The sequence below is a fragment of the Paramesorhizobium endophyticum genome, from assembly GCF_014640615.1.
GTDB classification, from domain to species: Bacteria; Pseudomonadota; Alphaproteobacteria; order Rhizobiales; family Rhizobiaceae; genus Paramesorhizobium; species Paramesorhizobium endophyticum.
Map to the genome: position 1 here is coordinate 133,270 of NZ_BMHH01000009.1, position 13,674 is coordinate 146,943.

At 62.5% G+C, this 13,674-nt stretch carries 14 protein-coding genes; 8 read left to right on the top strand and 6 right to left on the bottom strand.

What is annotated here, in order from left to right:
• The first annotated feature begins 8 nt into the window (after positions 1–8).
• Complete coding sequence (locus IEX53_RS12880; protein ID WP_373288642.1) at positions 9–1,289, top strand: glycerate kinase type-2 family protein; 1,281 nt, start codon at positions 9–11, stop codon at positions 1,287–1,289.
• Between the two features lie 28 nt (positions 1,290–1,317).
• Here IEX53_RS12880 and purU read toward each other — a convergent pair whose 3' ends face one another.
• Positions 1,318–2,172: a formyltetrahydrofolate deformylase gene (gene purU / locus IEX53_RS12885; protein WP_188824571.1), complete on the bottom strand. Its 855-nt coding sequence runs from the start codon at positions 2,170–2,172 to the stop codon at positions 1,318–1,320.
• A gap of 313 nt (positions 2,173–2,485) precedes the next feature.
• On the opposite strand from purU, the gene exbB reads away from it, so the two are divergent.
• From exbB to IEX53_RS12900, 3 genes are read left to right on the top strand one after another with little or no spacing between them, the layout of a single operon-like run.
• Positions 2,486–3,433, top strand: a complete 948-nt coding sequence (gene exbB / locus IEX53_RS12890; protein ID WP_373288643.1) for a tonB-system energizer ExbB — start codon at positions 2,486–2,488, stop codon at positions 3,431–3,433.
• 5 nt (positions 3,434–3,438) lie between these two features.
• The gene (gene exbD, locus IEX53_RS12895) at positions 3,439–3,888 is read left to right on the top strand and encodes a TonB system transport protein ExbD (protein ID WP_188824572.1); all 450 of its coding nucleotides are present in this window, start codon (positions 3,439–3,441) and stop codon (positions 3,886–3,888) included.
• A complete protein-coding gene (locus IEX53_RS12900) occupies positions 3,885–4,802 on the top strand; it encodes an energy transducer TonB family protein (RefSeq protein ID WP_188824573.1) in 918 nt (305 codons plus the stop codon). Before exbD ends, IEX53_RS12900 begins: the two co-directional genes overlap by 4 nt.
• A 194-nt stretch (positions 4,803–4,996) precedes the next feature.
• Here the strand turns inward: IEX53_RS12900 and dut are convergent, their stop codons facing one another.
• Positions 4,997–5,473 (bottom strand): dUTP diphosphatase, encoded by a 477-nt coding sequence (dut, locus tag IEX53_RS12905; RefSeq protein ID WP_188824574.1) that lies wholly within the window; start codon positions 5,471–5,473, stop codon positions 4,997–4,999.
• A 141-nt stretch (positions 5,474–5,614) separates the two neighbouring features.
• On the opposite strand from dut, the gene IEX53_RS12910 reads away from it, so the two are divergent.
• Positions 5,615–6,025: a cupin domain-containing protein gene (locus IEX53_RS12910; RefSeq protein ID WP_188824575.1), complete on the top strand. Its 411-nt coding sequence runs from the start codon at positions 5,615–5,617 to the stop codon at positions 6,023–6,025.
• Positions 6,026–6,029: 4 nt separating this feature from the next.
• Here the strand turns inward: IEX53_RS12910 and mbfA are convergent, their stop codons facing one another.
• Positions 6,030–7,013 (bottom strand): iron exporter MbfA, encoded by a 984-nt coding sequence (mbfA, locus tag IEX53_RS12915; RefSeq protein ID WP_188824576.1) that lies wholly within the window; start codon positions 7,011–7,013, stop codon positions 6,030–6,032.
• A 245-nt stretch (positions 7,014–7,258) separates the two neighbouring features.
• Between mbfA and IEX53_RS12920 the strand changes: the two genes are divergently transcribed.
• Positions 7,259–7,900 (top strand): hypothetical protein, encoded by a 642-nt coding sequence (locus tag IEX53_RS12920; protein ID WP_210311648.1) that lies wholly within the window; start codon positions 7,259–7,261, stop codon positions 7,898–7,900.
• Between the two features lie 335 nt (positions 7,901–8,235).
• Here the strand turns inward: IEX53_RS12920 and IEX53_RS12925 are convergent, their stop codons facing one another.
• Positions 8,236–10,407, bottom strand: coding sequence for a malate synthase G (locus IEX53_RS12925; RefSeq protein ID WP_188824577.1), 2,172 nt, complete (start codon positions 10,405–10,407; stop codon positions 8,236–8,238).
• Between the two features lie 122 nt (positions 10,408–10,529).
• Entirely contained in the window at positions 10,530–11,402 is an 873-nt protein-coding gene (gluQRS, locus tag IEX53_RS12930; protein ID WP_188824578.1) for a tRNA glutamyl-Q(34) synthetase GluQRS, read from the bottom strand.
• A 149-nt stretch (positions 11,403–11,551) separates the two neighbouring features.
• Between gluQRS and IEX53_RS12935 the strand changes: the two genes are divergently transcribed.
• Together IEX53_RS12935 and IEX53_RS12940 are read left to right on the top strand one after the other, a co-directional pair.
• A complete protein-coding gene (locus tag IEX53_RS12935; protein ID WP_188824623.1) occupies positions 11,552–12,196 on the top strand; it encodes a DNA-3-methyladenine glycosylase family protein in 645 nt (214 codons plus the stop codon).
• 168 nt (positions 12,197–12,364) lie between these two features.
• Complete coding sequence (locus tag IEX53_RS12940; RefSeq protein WP_188824579.1) at positions 12,365–12,922, top strand: HNH endonuclease; 558 nt, start codon at positions 12,365–12,367, stop codon at positions 12,920–12,922.
• A gap of 214 nt (positions 12,923–13,136) precedes the next feature.
• Here the strand turns inward: IEX53_RS12940 and IEX53_RS12945 are convergent, their stop codons facing one another.
• Positions 13,137–13,664: a disulfide bond formation protein B gene (locus IEX53_RS12945; RefSeq protein WP_188824580.1), complete on the bottom strand. Its 528-nt coding sequence runs from the start codon at positions 13,662–13,664 to the stop codon at positions 13,137–13,139.
• Between the last annotated feature and the right edge of the window lie 10 nt (positions 13,665–13,674).

A 13,674-nucleotide genomic window follows, 5' to 3' on the forward strand; every position in this document is an offset into this window, starting at 1 on the left:
GGAGCATCATGACCGTTATCGACCCGAAGAGCTTTTTGACATCCTTGTTCCACGCAGCGGTGAGCGCCGCCGATCCGGAGCAGGCCATCGCCGCCTGCCTGCCGCGGAAGCCCAAGGGGCGCACCATCGTCATCGGCGCGGGCAAGGGCTCGGCACAGATGGCGCGCGCGTTCGAAAAGGCATGGGAGGAAGCGGGCAACGGGCCGGTCGAGGGCGTTGTGGTGACGCGCTATCGCTATGGCGCCGAATGCCGGCAGGTCGAGATCATCGAGGCGGCGCACCCGGTGCCTGATGAGGCCGGGCTTGCCGCCGCGAAACGGCTGTTCGAGGCGGTATCGGGCCTCACCGAGGACGATCTGGTGGTGGCGCTCATCTCGGGCGGCGGTTCGGCGCTGCTGCCGTCTCCGCCCGATGGCATGACGTTGGAGGACGAAATCGCCGTCAACCGGGCGCTGCTCGCCTCCGGAGCGCCGATTGCGGCAATGAATGCCGTGCGCAAGCATCTTTCCACCATCAAGGGCGGCAGGCTCGCAGCGGCGGCTTATCCGGCGAAACTCGTGTCGCTCATCGTCTCGGACATTCCCGGCGACAACCCGGCCTTCGTTGCCTCGGGGCCGACCGTGCCGGACAGGACTTCACGCGAGGATGCGCTGAAAATTGTCGAGCGCTACCGCCTGCCTTTGCCTGAAGCGGCGTTGCGGCATCTCCAGAGCGAAGCGGCGGATGCGCCGAAGCCTGATGATCCGCGCTTTTCCGGCCATGAAGTGCGGGTGATCGCCTCCGCCGCCCTGTCCTTGGAAATGGCAGCCGAAGAAGCGCGGCGGCAGGGCGTCGAGGCGGTGATCCTCTCCGACGCCATCCAGGGCGAGGCGCGCGAAGTGGCGCATGTCCATGCGGCGCTCGCGCGGGAGGTGCTGTTGAAAGACAGGCCGTTCCGCAAACCCGTGGTGCTGCTTTCCGGCGGCGAGACCACGGTGACCTTGCGCGGAAAAGGCAGGGGCGGGCGCAATACGGAGTTCCTGCTGTCCTTCGCGCTCGACATCGATGGTCTCGACGGCATCACGGCGCTTGCCGCCGATACTGATGGTATCGATGGCTCAGAGGATAATGCAGGGGCCTTTGCCGATGGCACGACCGTCGCGCGGCTGCTGGCCCTTGGGCGCGACGGCGCGGCGCTGCTGGCTGACAATGATGCGTGGAGTGCGTTTGAGGCGATAGGCGATCTGTTCGTGACCGGTCCCACGGGGACGAATGTCAACGATTTGCGGGCGGTGCTGGTGGCGAGCTAGCCGCCTCGATGGCGGCGAAGCGAGCACATCACCCAAACACCACCGTCTTGTGCCCGTTCAGCATCACCCGGCTTTCCAGATGCAGCTTGACGGCGCGGGCGAGGACGCGGGCTTCGATGTCGCGGCCGGTGGCGACGAAATCGTCCGCCGTCATCGCATGGGTGACGCGCTCCGTCTCCTGCTCGATGATCGGCCCCTCGTCGAGGTCGGGCGTCACGTAATGGGCGGTCGCGCCGATGAGCTTCACGCCGCGCTCATGGGCCTGATGATAGGGCTTCGCGCCCTTGAAGGACGGCAGGAAGGAGTGGTGGATATTGATCACCTTGCCGTAGAGCCGCTTCGACAGATTGTCCGACAGCACCTGCATGTAGCGGGCGAGGATGACGAGGTCGGCTCCCGTTTCCTTGACGAGCGCCAGCACCTTCTCCTCCTGCTCGGCCTTGTTCTCGCGATTGACAGGCCAATAATGATAGGGAATGCCCTCCAGCTCGGCGGTGCGGCGCGAGTCCTCATGGTTGGAAACGATGGCCGCCACTTGCGCATCGAGCCAGCCGACGCGAATCTGGTAGAGAAGATGCAGCATGGCGTGGTCGAATTTCGACACCATGACGATGATCTTCGGACGCCGCGCCTGGTCGACGATCGCGGTCTTCATCGAGAACCGCTCGACGGCGGGCTTGATGCCGCGCTCGATATCGTCCTTCGAGACATTCGCGGGCGCGGTGAAGGCGATGCGCATGAAGAAGCGGTTGGTCTGGCGGTCCCAGAACTGGTTCGATTCCGCGATATTCGCGCCGATGCCCGCCAGTTCCGTCGTGACCGCCGCGACAATCCCCGGCTGATCCTCGCAAACGAGAGTCAGGATGTAAGAATGATCGGCCATGGGGTCCTCCGGGTACTCGAGCTGTTATCCGCGCAACGATAGTCGGCGCGGGGCAGGGGCGTTGCCGCAAAAGCGAAGCGCAACGGTCGTTTTTGGGCGTCGATATAGGGGAACGCAGAAGGCTGCAAGCTTCAGCCGCCCGCGAGCAGGTGTGAAAAATGCGGATGTGATAGACGAAACGCAAAACATGACTTGCGCCATCATGTTATGAGTGGTTAAGAGTTTCGGGAAATCCGGACTTAGGTTTTAGCCGCGTGATCCTGTCCGAGAAGACAGCAGGTTTTGGGATCATGCTCTAAAGAGGGCGCAGGACGTGTTCAAGGCAAGATTCAGTGCGGTGGCATTCGGTTGCCTCGCGGTCATCCTCATTCCGGCATCGGTCCAGGCGCAGGTGGAACCGGCGGCTCCCCAGCCCGCCGCGACCGCGCCTGCCGCGCCATCTGCGCCGATGGCTGCTCCCGCATCGCCGGGTGACCAGGCGGCTCCCCAGCTCGTGCAGGAGCCGGTGGCGGCGGCGGGCGATGAGCCGGTGAAGCTCGAACTGCCGCATGATCTTTCGCCCTGGGGCATGTTCATGGCCGCCGACTGGGTGGTCAAGGGTGTTATGTCCGGCCTCGCCCTTGCCTCGCTCATCACCTGGACGGTGTGGCTCGCCAAGTCGCTGGAGCTCGCGGGCGCGCGGGTGATGGCCAAGCGGGCGCTGAAAGAGATCACCGAGGCACGCAGCTTGCAAGACGCCTTCCGCGCGCTGCATGCCAAAAAAGGCACGGGCGCGCTGATGGTGCGCGCGGCGGAAGAGGAAGTGCGGCTTTCCGCAGGTAGCGTCAAGGGCCATGGCGAGGGCCTCAAGGAGCGTGTCGCCTCGCGCCTGTCCCGCATCGAGGCGGCAGCCGGGCGGCGCATGTCTAAGGGCACCGGCGTCCTCGCGACCATCGGTTCCACGGCCCCCTTCGTCGGCCTGTTCGGCACGGTCTGGGGCATCATGAACTCCTTCATCGGCATCTCGGAAGCGCAGACGACCAATCTTGCCGTCGTCGCGCCCGGTATCGCGGAGGCGCTGCTCGCCACCGCCATCGGTCTCGTCGCGGCCATTCCGGCGGTGGTGATCTACAACGTCTTCGCCCGGTCAATCACGGGCTACCGGCAACTTCTGGCGGATGCCTCGGCAGGCATCGAGCGTCTGGTGAGCCGCGACATCGATTTCCGCGCGGCGGGCATCCATTCGGTGCCGGCGCATGAGGCGAGAGCGGCGGCGGAGTAAGAATCATGGCTGCAAGAATACGCGAAGGCGGCGGTGACGAGCTCGAGGAAAGCCACGAGATCAACGTGACGCCCTTCATCGACGTCATGCTGGTGCTGCTGATCATCTTCATGGTCGCGGCGCCGCTTGCGACCGTCGATATCAATGTGGATTTGCCGGCTTCCGCCGCGACGCCGCAGCCAAGGCCGGACAAGCCGCTCTACGTGACGCTGAAGCAGGATCTGTCGCTCAATGTCGGCAATGATCCGGCGACGCGCGAAACCTTGGGCGCGACGCTTGACCGTCTGTCGCAGACCAACAAGGACACGCGCATTTTCCTGCGCGCGGACAAGGCGGTCGGCTATGGCGATCTGATGACTGTGATGAACACGCTGCGCCAGGCGGGCTATCTCAAGATTGCGCTGGTGGGGCTTGAAACGGTGCCGAGCGCGCCGGCAGGAGCGCCCGCGCAATGACCCGTTCCTCCCACCCCGACCTGCCGGAAGGCCATCCCCCCGTTCCGCCATATGCCAGCGATCCGCAACGCACCGGCTGGCGCGATGTGGCGCTGTGGGGCGGGGCAGGGCTTGTCATGCTGATGGCGCATGCCGCCGGAGCCTATGCACTCAGCGAGCTTCAACCCGCACAGCCGGAGACCGAGGGATCGGCTCCCCCGGCGATCATGATGGAGCTTGCGCCGGAGCCGATGGCGCCCGTGGTTGAACAGGCCGCGCTGGCGCCTGTTGCCGAGGCGGAGGAGGCGACGGAAGAGCCAGTTGAGCCGGAACAGGCTGAGGCTGCCGAGCCGGTAGAGGAAGTGCAGCCGGAAACGCCGCCGGAAGAAGTTGCCCAGGCGGAACCGGAGCCGGCGGAGGAAATCGAGCAGCCGGAAGAAGAGCCGGTACCCGACGTGGTGGAGGCGGAGAAGCCGGAAGTTATCGCGCCGAAGCCGGTGGAAAAGCCGAAGGTCGCCGAAAAGCCGAGACCGAAGCCGGAAAAGCCAAAGAAGGTCGAGAAGCCCAAGCCTAAGAAGCAGGTGGCGGCAGCGCCTCAGGTGGACGTGAAAGAGGGCCGGAAGGTCGCGGCCAATCGCAACAGCGATACCGCCGGTGATGTGGGGAAGGATACCCGGAAATGGGAGACTAAGGTTCGTACGGCTGTGAACCGCCAGAATCGTTATTTGCAGCGACGTTCCGGAGGCGCAAAGGGTAGGGTTGCCGTGACCTTCACTTTCGATTCCCTTGGGAATGTGCTTTCGGTAAGGGCATCGTCCGGGGACCCGGTTCTTAGAAGTTTGGCCGAGGAAGCGGTACGCCGTGCATCTCCTATTCCGGCCCCGCCTCCCGCGGTTTCGCGGAGAGCAATCAGCCTTCCGTTCGAGTTCAAGTAAAGGCAGGAACTTACTCGGGCGACAGCACCACCGCCGGTTGGAAGCGGGAGGCTTCGAGGGGGGAACTGAAGATCAGCCCGTGGCGAATATGATCCGCCATGCATGTTTATGGCGGATCACGAAGAATCCTACAAATCCCTTGACCATCACGGATACTCCAAGATGGGCAAATCAGCCAGGTGGCGGGCTGGCTCTCAGGCGGTCCCGGTGGAGCCGAACCCGCCTGCGCCGCGTGTGGTCTCGCCGGCGCTCGCCTTTTCCTCGACAATCGCTTGCGCCACCGGAGCGATGACGGCCTGGGCGATGCGCATGCCGCGCTCGATGCGGAAATCATCGTCGCCCAAATTGATGAGCAGCACCTTGATCTCCCCCCGGTAATCGGAATCGATGGTGCCCGGTGTATTGAGGCAGGTGATGCCATGCTTGAAGGCGAGGCCGGAGCGCGGGCGAATCTGGGCCTCATAGCCTTCGGGAAGCTCGAAGATGAGCCCGGTCGGCACCAGCGCGCGGCGGCCGGGCAGAAGCACGATCTGGCGGTCTTCCGGCACGGCGGCGCGCAGGTCGAGACCCGCGGAGCCGGCGGTTTCATAGGAGGGAAGCTCAAGGCCCTCGCTATGCGGAAGACGGATAATGCCAAGGCGCGGAGCGGAAGAGGGGGAGATGGTAGACATGGGAGGGGCCTCCGGTACGAAATCGTCAACCGCAATAAAGGATCGCAGGCGGATTTCCAATGGCGCGACGATCATTTCTCCCATCTCCCGCTCTGGAACCCTTCAATTCCAGGGGAGTTTTATCCGGAAGGAGAAATTCCCATGAAAAGTCTCGATCTGGTTCGCGAAAGCCGTCCCGCCGCTCTTCCGAATGATGACGGCGATGGCATCAGGATCACGCCGCTCCTGAAATCCAATAAAACGATAACCGGCCAGTCGGTCGCCTTGCCGCAAGGAGATGTCGAGGTCGTGCTCTACGAATATGAGATGGCGCCGGGCACGGCGTTGCCCGTGCATAAGCATCCCTATCCGCATTACGCCTACATTCTCTCAGGCACGCTGCGTATTTTCAACGAGGATACCGGGCAAAGCCGGACGTTCAAACCGGGCGACTTTATCATCGAAGCCTTCAATCAATGGCATACCGGCATGAATGTCGGGCAGGATCCCGTCAGGATGATCGTCATCGACCAGGTTCCGAAGGGCGAGGACAACATAATCGAGAAGGAATGATCGGTCACGCATTGCCGATGAGTACGCCAGCGGCGAAGACCAACGCGCCGCCCAGCACCACCTGAAAGGCGGCGCGCAGGAAGGGCGTTTCCATATAGCGGTTCTGGATATAGGCGATCGCCCATAGCTCCACGAAAACCACGGCGATGGCAATGCCGGTGGCGAGCCAGAAATGCGGGATCAGATAGGGGAGGGTATGACCGAGGCCGCCCAGTGTCGTCATCACGCCATTGGCGATGCCGCGCTTCAGAGGCGAGCCGCGCCCGGATAGCTTGCCATCGTCATGCGCTGCCTCGGTGAAGCCCATGGAAATGCCCGCGCCGACAGAAGCTGACAAGCCGACCAGAAAGGTGGACCAGGTGTTCTGCGTGGCGAACGCGGCGGCGAAGATGGGCGCGAGGGTCGAGACGGAACCGTCCATCAACCCGGCGAGCCCCGGCTGGACATAGGTCAGCAACCATTGCCGCCGCTCCGTCTCGCGCTCTTCCTCCTGCACATTCGCGGGCGTGAGCGTGCGTTCCAAGCGACTCGCGAGCGATTCATGCTGTTTTTCCTCAAGAGCGAGGTCGCCCAGGAGCTTGCGGGTCGAGGCGTCGGTCACGCGCTTGGCGGCTTCGGTGTAAAAACGGTAGGCTTGGTCTTCCATTTCCTCGGCGGTGCGCCGCACCTTGTCGATGCCCAGCGGACGGACCAGCCAGTCCGGCTTGCGCTCATAATAGCCGCTGACATGCTCGCGCCGGATCAGCGGAATGCGCTCGCCGAAGCGCTTGCGGTAGATCTCGATCAACCGCTCGCGGTGCGTGTTTTCCTCCGCCGCCATTTCCTCGAAAATCTTCGCCGTCTGGGGAAATTCATCCTTCAGCCCATCGGCATAGGAAAGATAAATGCGCCCGTCATCCTCCTCCGAGGAAATGGCAAGGGCGAGGATTTCCTGCTCCGAAAGCGATGAAAACGGACGGCGGCCGGTGCGGAAAAAGCGGCTGAGCATGGCGGGGATGATCCATAGATTAGAATGATTCTAAGATATATGCGCAATGCAGAATGTCAATGGGAGGAGCCTTTTCCATGTGTCCGCTCCGTATCCTTGACGAAGCAACGCCGCCCGACCCATACATAGACAACCGGAGTAGGGGTGGCGCCAAGGCACCAGGAGGCGGGATGCGCCGCAAGAGATCATGCAAAAAATATAAACCATACGCCGAGCTGCCGTTACGCCGGCAACGGGATGCATTTGTGCGGTTGCGCTGGCGGATTCTGTGCGACACGCCTGTTTATGGCGGGCTGTTTACCAGCGATCAGGTGCTTGAGGACCCCGGACGACCCAAGCTGTTCGATCAATGGTTCGATTTCCTGTTTCTCGGGCGAGACGGGCGTATGATCTGGAATGCCGAGATTATTACCGCGCGCCGAGCCTTCTGGGATGCCGTCAGCGACATTGCGTGGGAGCGAGCTATGGCGCTGATGAGTGAGGAGGAGAGAGCGGAGGAATTCCGCACGGAATTCGAGCCGGTCTATCATCGCGGACAGAAATATTACCAAGTGAAGCCGCGCGAACCCCGCCGCTATGAGCAGTTCGACGGGCTCACCTTCCGGGAATATGAGGAACGACTCCGGGAACAGATTATCAAGACCGAGCCGCCGTCGGTCCGGGAAAGCTACCGGCTGGACCGGGACTATCGCTACGGGATTGGATTATACATCGTCGCTGATGCAGAGGTGATTGATCGGGCTGTGGTGGAGGGTGCAATCACACGCTTCCAGAAGTTGGGCGAAACCGCGTGGGAGAATGAACAGCCCGTGGCGCGCGACCGATTGCCATTCGAGACCGAAGATATGGCGCTGGCGGCTTTGAAGGCGAACGGCCTGGTGGAGTAATGGCGTATTAATTCTTGCGAGTACTTCGCAGTGTTGGTGGAACAGCGCCCATGGGATCCCTTCACCCTCGCCCTTCGAGGCTCGCTACGCGAGCACCTCAGGATGAGGGCGAAGGGTGCCGGCGCTCTCAGGATGAGGTGAAGAGCGTCGGCGCTTCAGCAAGAGCGCTGACGTCTCAGAATGAGGTGGAGGAGCGCGGCGCTCAAATAGCCCTCATGGTGAGGTGCGAATGGAGCACAGCGGAATTCGCCTCGAACCACGAGGGCGCTTGGCGCTGAACTCCATCAACAAGAACCGTCCTAACACTGCAACAGATCGGACCGCCCTGATAGACTTTACCCTCTCGCCTTCAGCTCCAGCCTCCGCGCATGCAGCACCGGTTCCGTATATCCGTTGGGCTGTTCGCGGCCCTTGAAGACGAGGTCGCAGGCGGCGGCGAAGGCGATGGAGTTGTCGAAATCCGGGGCCATGGAGCGGTAGTTGGGGTCGCCGGCGTTCTGCTTGTCGACGATAGCGGCCATGCGCTTCATCGTCTCCATCACCTGCTCCTCCGTCACCACGCCGTGGTGCAGCCAGTTGGCGATGTGCTGTGAGGAGATGCGCAGCGTGGCGCGGTCTTCCATGAGGCCGATATTGTTGATGTCGGGCACCTTGGAGCAGCCGACGCCCTGGTCGATCCAGCGCACGACATAGCCGAGAATCCCTTGCGCATTATTGTCGAGCTCATGCTGGATGTCTTGCGGAGTCCAGTTGGGGCGGGTTGCGACGGGGACGGAGAGGATGTCGTCCAGCTTCGCGCGCGGGCGGCTCTGCAGCTTGGCCTGCACATCCGCCACATCGATCTTGTGATAATGCGTGGCGTGGAGCGTCGCCGCCGTGGGGGAGGGCACCCAGGCGGTGTTGGCGCCGGCCTTGGGATGAGCGATCTTCTGCTCCAGCATCGCCGCCATCAGGTCCGGCATGGCCCACATGCCCTTGCCGATCTGCGCATGGCCGGATAGCCCGCATTCAAGGCCGATATCGACGTTCCATTGCTCATAGGCGCCGATCCAGGCGGCCTGCTTCATGTCGCCCTTGCGGATCATCGGGCCCGCTTCCATCGCGGTGTGGATTTCATCGCCCGTGCGGTCGAGGAAGCCGGTGTTGATGAAGACGACGCGCTCCTTTGCCGCGCGGATCGCCTCCTTGAGGTTAACAGTGGTGCGACGCTCCTCGTCCATGATGCCCATTTTCAGCGTGTTGGGCTTCATGCCGATGAGCTTTTCGACGCGGGCGAAGAGTTCCGAGGCGAAGGCGACCTCTTCCGGCCCGTGCATCTTCGGCTTGACGATATAGACGGAGCCGGCGCGGGAGTTCTTGCGGCGTCCATTCGGCCCGACATCGTGGAGCGCGATGAGCGCAGTGAAAGCCGCATCCATGACGCCTTCGGGGGTTTCATCGCCATTGGCGTCGAGAATTGCCGGATTGGTCATGAGGTGACCGACATTGCGCACCAGCATCAGCGAGCGGCCCGGCAGGGTGAGGGAAGCGCCGTTGGGGGCGGTATATTCGCGGTCCGGGTTGAGGCGCCGGGTAACCTGCTTGCCGCCTTTCTCGAAAGTGTCCTCCAGGTCGCCCCTCATCAGGCCGAGCCAGTTGCGATAGACGGCGACCTTGTCCGCGCTATCCACGGCGGCAACCGAATCCTCGCAATCCTGGATGGTTGTCAGCGCGGACTCCAGCACGACATCAGCGATATATGCCGGGTCCGTCTTGCCGATCGGATGGGCGGCGTCGATGACGATCTCGACATGGAGGCCGTTCTTGACCAGCAGGATGGCCGAGGGAGAAGCAGGCTCGCCTAGATAACCGGCGAACTGGCCGATATCTTTCAGCCCCGTGGCCGCGCCATCGGCAAGTTTCACGGCAAGCGCACCGTCTTCGATGGCAACGCCGGTAACGTCTTCCCACTTGCCTGATGCCAGCGGCGCGCTCTCATCGAGAAACGCCTTGGCCCAGGCTATGACCTTTTCGCCGCGTTTCTGGTTGTAGCCCTTGCCGCGCTCAGCGCCTTCCGTTTCGGGAATCGCGTCGGTGCCGTAGAGCGCATCATAGAGCGAACCCCAGCGGGCATTGGCGGCGTTGAGGGCATAGCGCGCATTCATGACCGGCACGACGAGCTGCGGGCCGGCAAGAGCGGCGATTTCGGGGTCCACATCGGCGGTGGAGACGGTGAAGGGCTCGCCTTCAGGCAGGAGATAGCCGATTTCCTTGAGGAAGCTCTGATATTCCTCCTGTGTGTAGCCCGTGTCGCGCTTGGCCCTGTACCAGTCATCGATCTTCGCCTGAAATTCGTCGCGCCTGGCGAGCAGGGTGCGATTCTTCGGCGCGAGATCGCGCACGATTTCCGCGAAGCCGGACCAGAAGGATGCGGGCTCCACACCAGTGCCGGGCATCGCTTCCTCGTTGATGAAATCGTAGAGTTCCTTGGCGACCTTCAGGCCGTCGGTCTCGATGCGCTCGCTCATGGCAGGTGCTCCTTCGCGGGGATTGTCTTTATGCTCCAGACGGTTGAAACCCATGCGACGAGTTTCGTCAATCCGTCAAAGATGAACATCATTTTCAATGGCAGGGCAAAAATCGCTTTGCATTATAACCCTATCATCCGCCTTATGTCCTCCGGCTGCATTCCCGCCTCGCGAAGACTGGCCAGCGCGGTGTCGCCGCGGCTCTTGGAGAGCTTGCGGCCATCGTCGCCCAGGATCAAATCGTGATGGTGGTAGAGCGGCACGGGAAGGCCGAGGATTTCCTGCAAAAGCCGATGCACGGCGGTGGCATGGAAAAGGTCGCGACCGCGCACCACATGAGTGACGCCCTGCAAGGCGTCGTCCACCACCACGGAGAGATGATAGCTGGTCGGCGTTTCCTTGCGCGCGATGATGACATCGCCCCAACGGGCGGGATGCGCGGGGATGCGGCCCGTCTCGCCTTCGGGCCCCGCGCCGGTTTCATCCCAGGAGAGATTCCGGCCATAGGGCGCCATCGCCTTATCTAGGTCGAGCCGCCACGCAAAGGGCTCGCCAGCGGCGATGCGGCGGCGGCGCTCTGCTTCCGGCATGGTGCGCTCGTCGGTGGGGTAGTGCGGCGCGCCGTCCGGGTCACGCGGCCATTCGCGCCCGTCGCGGGTCCACTCTTCAATGCGGGCGCGCACCTCGCCCCGGCTCATGAAGGCGGGGTAGACGAGGCCGGCCTCAACGAGCGTATCGAGCGCTTGGCGGTAATCCTCGAAATGTTCCGACTGGCGGCGCACCGGCTCTTCCCAGCATATCCCCAGCCAGCGGAGATCGCTCGTCAACTGATGCTCCAGCTCGGGTGTGCAGCGCGTTGTGTCGATATCCTCTATGCGCAGCAGAAAGCGTCCGCCATTTGCCTCCGCCATACGCGCGTTCAGCAAGGCGGAATAGGCGTGGCCGAGGTGCAGAAGGCCGTTGGGGCTGGGTGCGAAGCGGAAAACGGGTTTCATATTGGTGTTTCACTATCCAGCCGTCATTCTCGGGCTTGTTCCGAGAATCTGCTACAAGAAAAAGAAAAGCAATTACCGTCCCGCGGATCGTATCTCGGTAGATTCTCGGGACAAGCCCGAGAATGACGGCTGAGATTGAGAGGAAACAAATGCGGCGCATCGATACGCTTGACGATATCGAAGAGGGCGTTCGGGCGCTGCTGGCTGCGGATGAAAGGCTGGTGCGCATCCGCGCGATGGTTCAGGGCATACCGTTGCGCCGTTCCGCGCCGGGGTTCGAGAGCCTGGCCTCGATCATCGTTGCGCAGCAGGTTTCGACTGCGAGCGCAGCGGCGATCTGGGCAAGGCTGAAGATGCATGTCGATCCGCTGACGCCCGCGAATTATCTGCGGCAGGGAGAGGAGGCATGGCGGCTTGCCGGGCTGTCACGGCCCAAGCAGGCGGCGCTCGTCCATGTCTCGCAGGCGGTGCTGGACGGAAAGCTTGATCTCCTCGGCCTTTGCGACCATCCGGCTGACGAGGCGATTGCGACGATGACCCAGATCAAAGGCATTGGTCCATGGACGGCGGAGGTTTACCTGCTCTTTTCGGCGGGGCATCCGGATGTGTTTCCGGCGGGCGATGTGGCCTTGCAGGCTGCGGTGAGCCATGCCTTCGGGCATGAAGTGCGTCCCGATGTCAAAACCTTGCGGGGCCTTGCCGAGATCTGGTCGCCCTGGCGCGGGGTGGCGGCGCGTCTGTTCTGGGCTTATTACGCGGTCATTCGCGGGCGAGAGGCCGCTCCTCTCCTGTAGTCAAACGCGGATTTGATAGGCCTGAGGGCCTCGTTCTCGATTTATGCTTCACATTAGTGTCACCTCAGGCTTACATTATTAGCGTCGGCTGGTTGGATTCTTTTTACGCAAGTTCCGGAAAACCGCTTCGCACTTTTTCCGGACTTCGCTCCAAAGGAGGGTGATTCCGTGACGGTAGCCGTCTCGCCCGGGGCGTTGCCTGCCCTGGTATTAAATGCGGATTATCGTCCGCTGAGCTATTATCCCTTGTCGCTCTGGTCCTGGCAGGACGCGATCAAGGCGGTCTTCCTTGACCGCGTGAATATCGTGGCCGAATACGATCACGAGGTGTCGTCGCCGTCCTTTGCCATGCGCGTGCCGAGCGTGGTGTGCCTGAAAAGCTATGTGCGGCCCTCGCGCAACCCGGCCTTCACACGGTTCAACGTCTTCCTGCGCGACCGCTTCGAATGCCAGTATTGCGGCACGCATGAGGACCTGACCTTCGACCACGTCATCCCGCGCCGGCATGGCGGCGAGACGACATGGGAAAATGTCGTGGCCGCCTGCTCGCCGTGTAATCTGCGCAAGGGCGGCATGATGCCGGCGGAGGCGAAGATGTGGCCGCGCCAGACACCCTTCGCGCCGACCGTGCACGATCTGCATAATAATGGCCGGCTTTTCCCGCCGAATTTCCTGCATGAAAGCTGGCTGGATTATCTTTACTGGGATGTGGAACTGGAGCCGTAGAGTTTGGGTGCCGAGCGCCCTCGTGGTTCGAGGCTCATTCCCCCTTCGGGGCTCGCTGCGCTCACTCCTCAGGGTCCAATCGCACCTCACCATGAGGGACTACTGAAGCGTCGCCACTGCTCACTCTCATTATGAAGCGCCGACGCCCCTTTACCCTCATCCTGAGGTGCTCGCGAAGCGAGCCTCGAAGGGCGAGGGTGAAGGGCTCAAGCGGTTACCTGCGATTCCCCGCCCGTGCGAAGGCCGCATAAAACCCAACCGCCAGCAAAATCAGGCTCGCCGCCGCGTTCCATCCGGCGAAGGAAAGCCCCAGGAACCGTCCTGCCGCCTGGTCGCAGGCGGGGGGGCGGACTGAATTGATGTCGCTCAGCAGATTTCCGGCATTGGTGGTGATCGACATCGACGCCGCCGAGCAATCGGTCGGGCCCGGCCAGAACTTCCACTCCACGCCGGAGTGATAGATCGCGAGCGCGAGGCCGTAGCTCATCAGCAATGCGCCGATGAGGAGAAGGCCGCGGGTGAGCCATCCGGGCCATTTCAGGGTGCCGGAGAGCGCTGCAACGAGCATCAGCGGCGCGCCGATATAATAGGGTGTGCGCTCCTCCAGGCAGAGCTTGCATGGCATGTAGCCGCCCCAATGCTCGAAGCCGAGCGCGCCGCCGACGGTGACGGCCATGGCGACCGCCAGGAAGGCGGCTGCGAGGGTTTGGGTGCGTCCGGCGGGGGCTAGAAGCGAGAACATGGTGGCATTT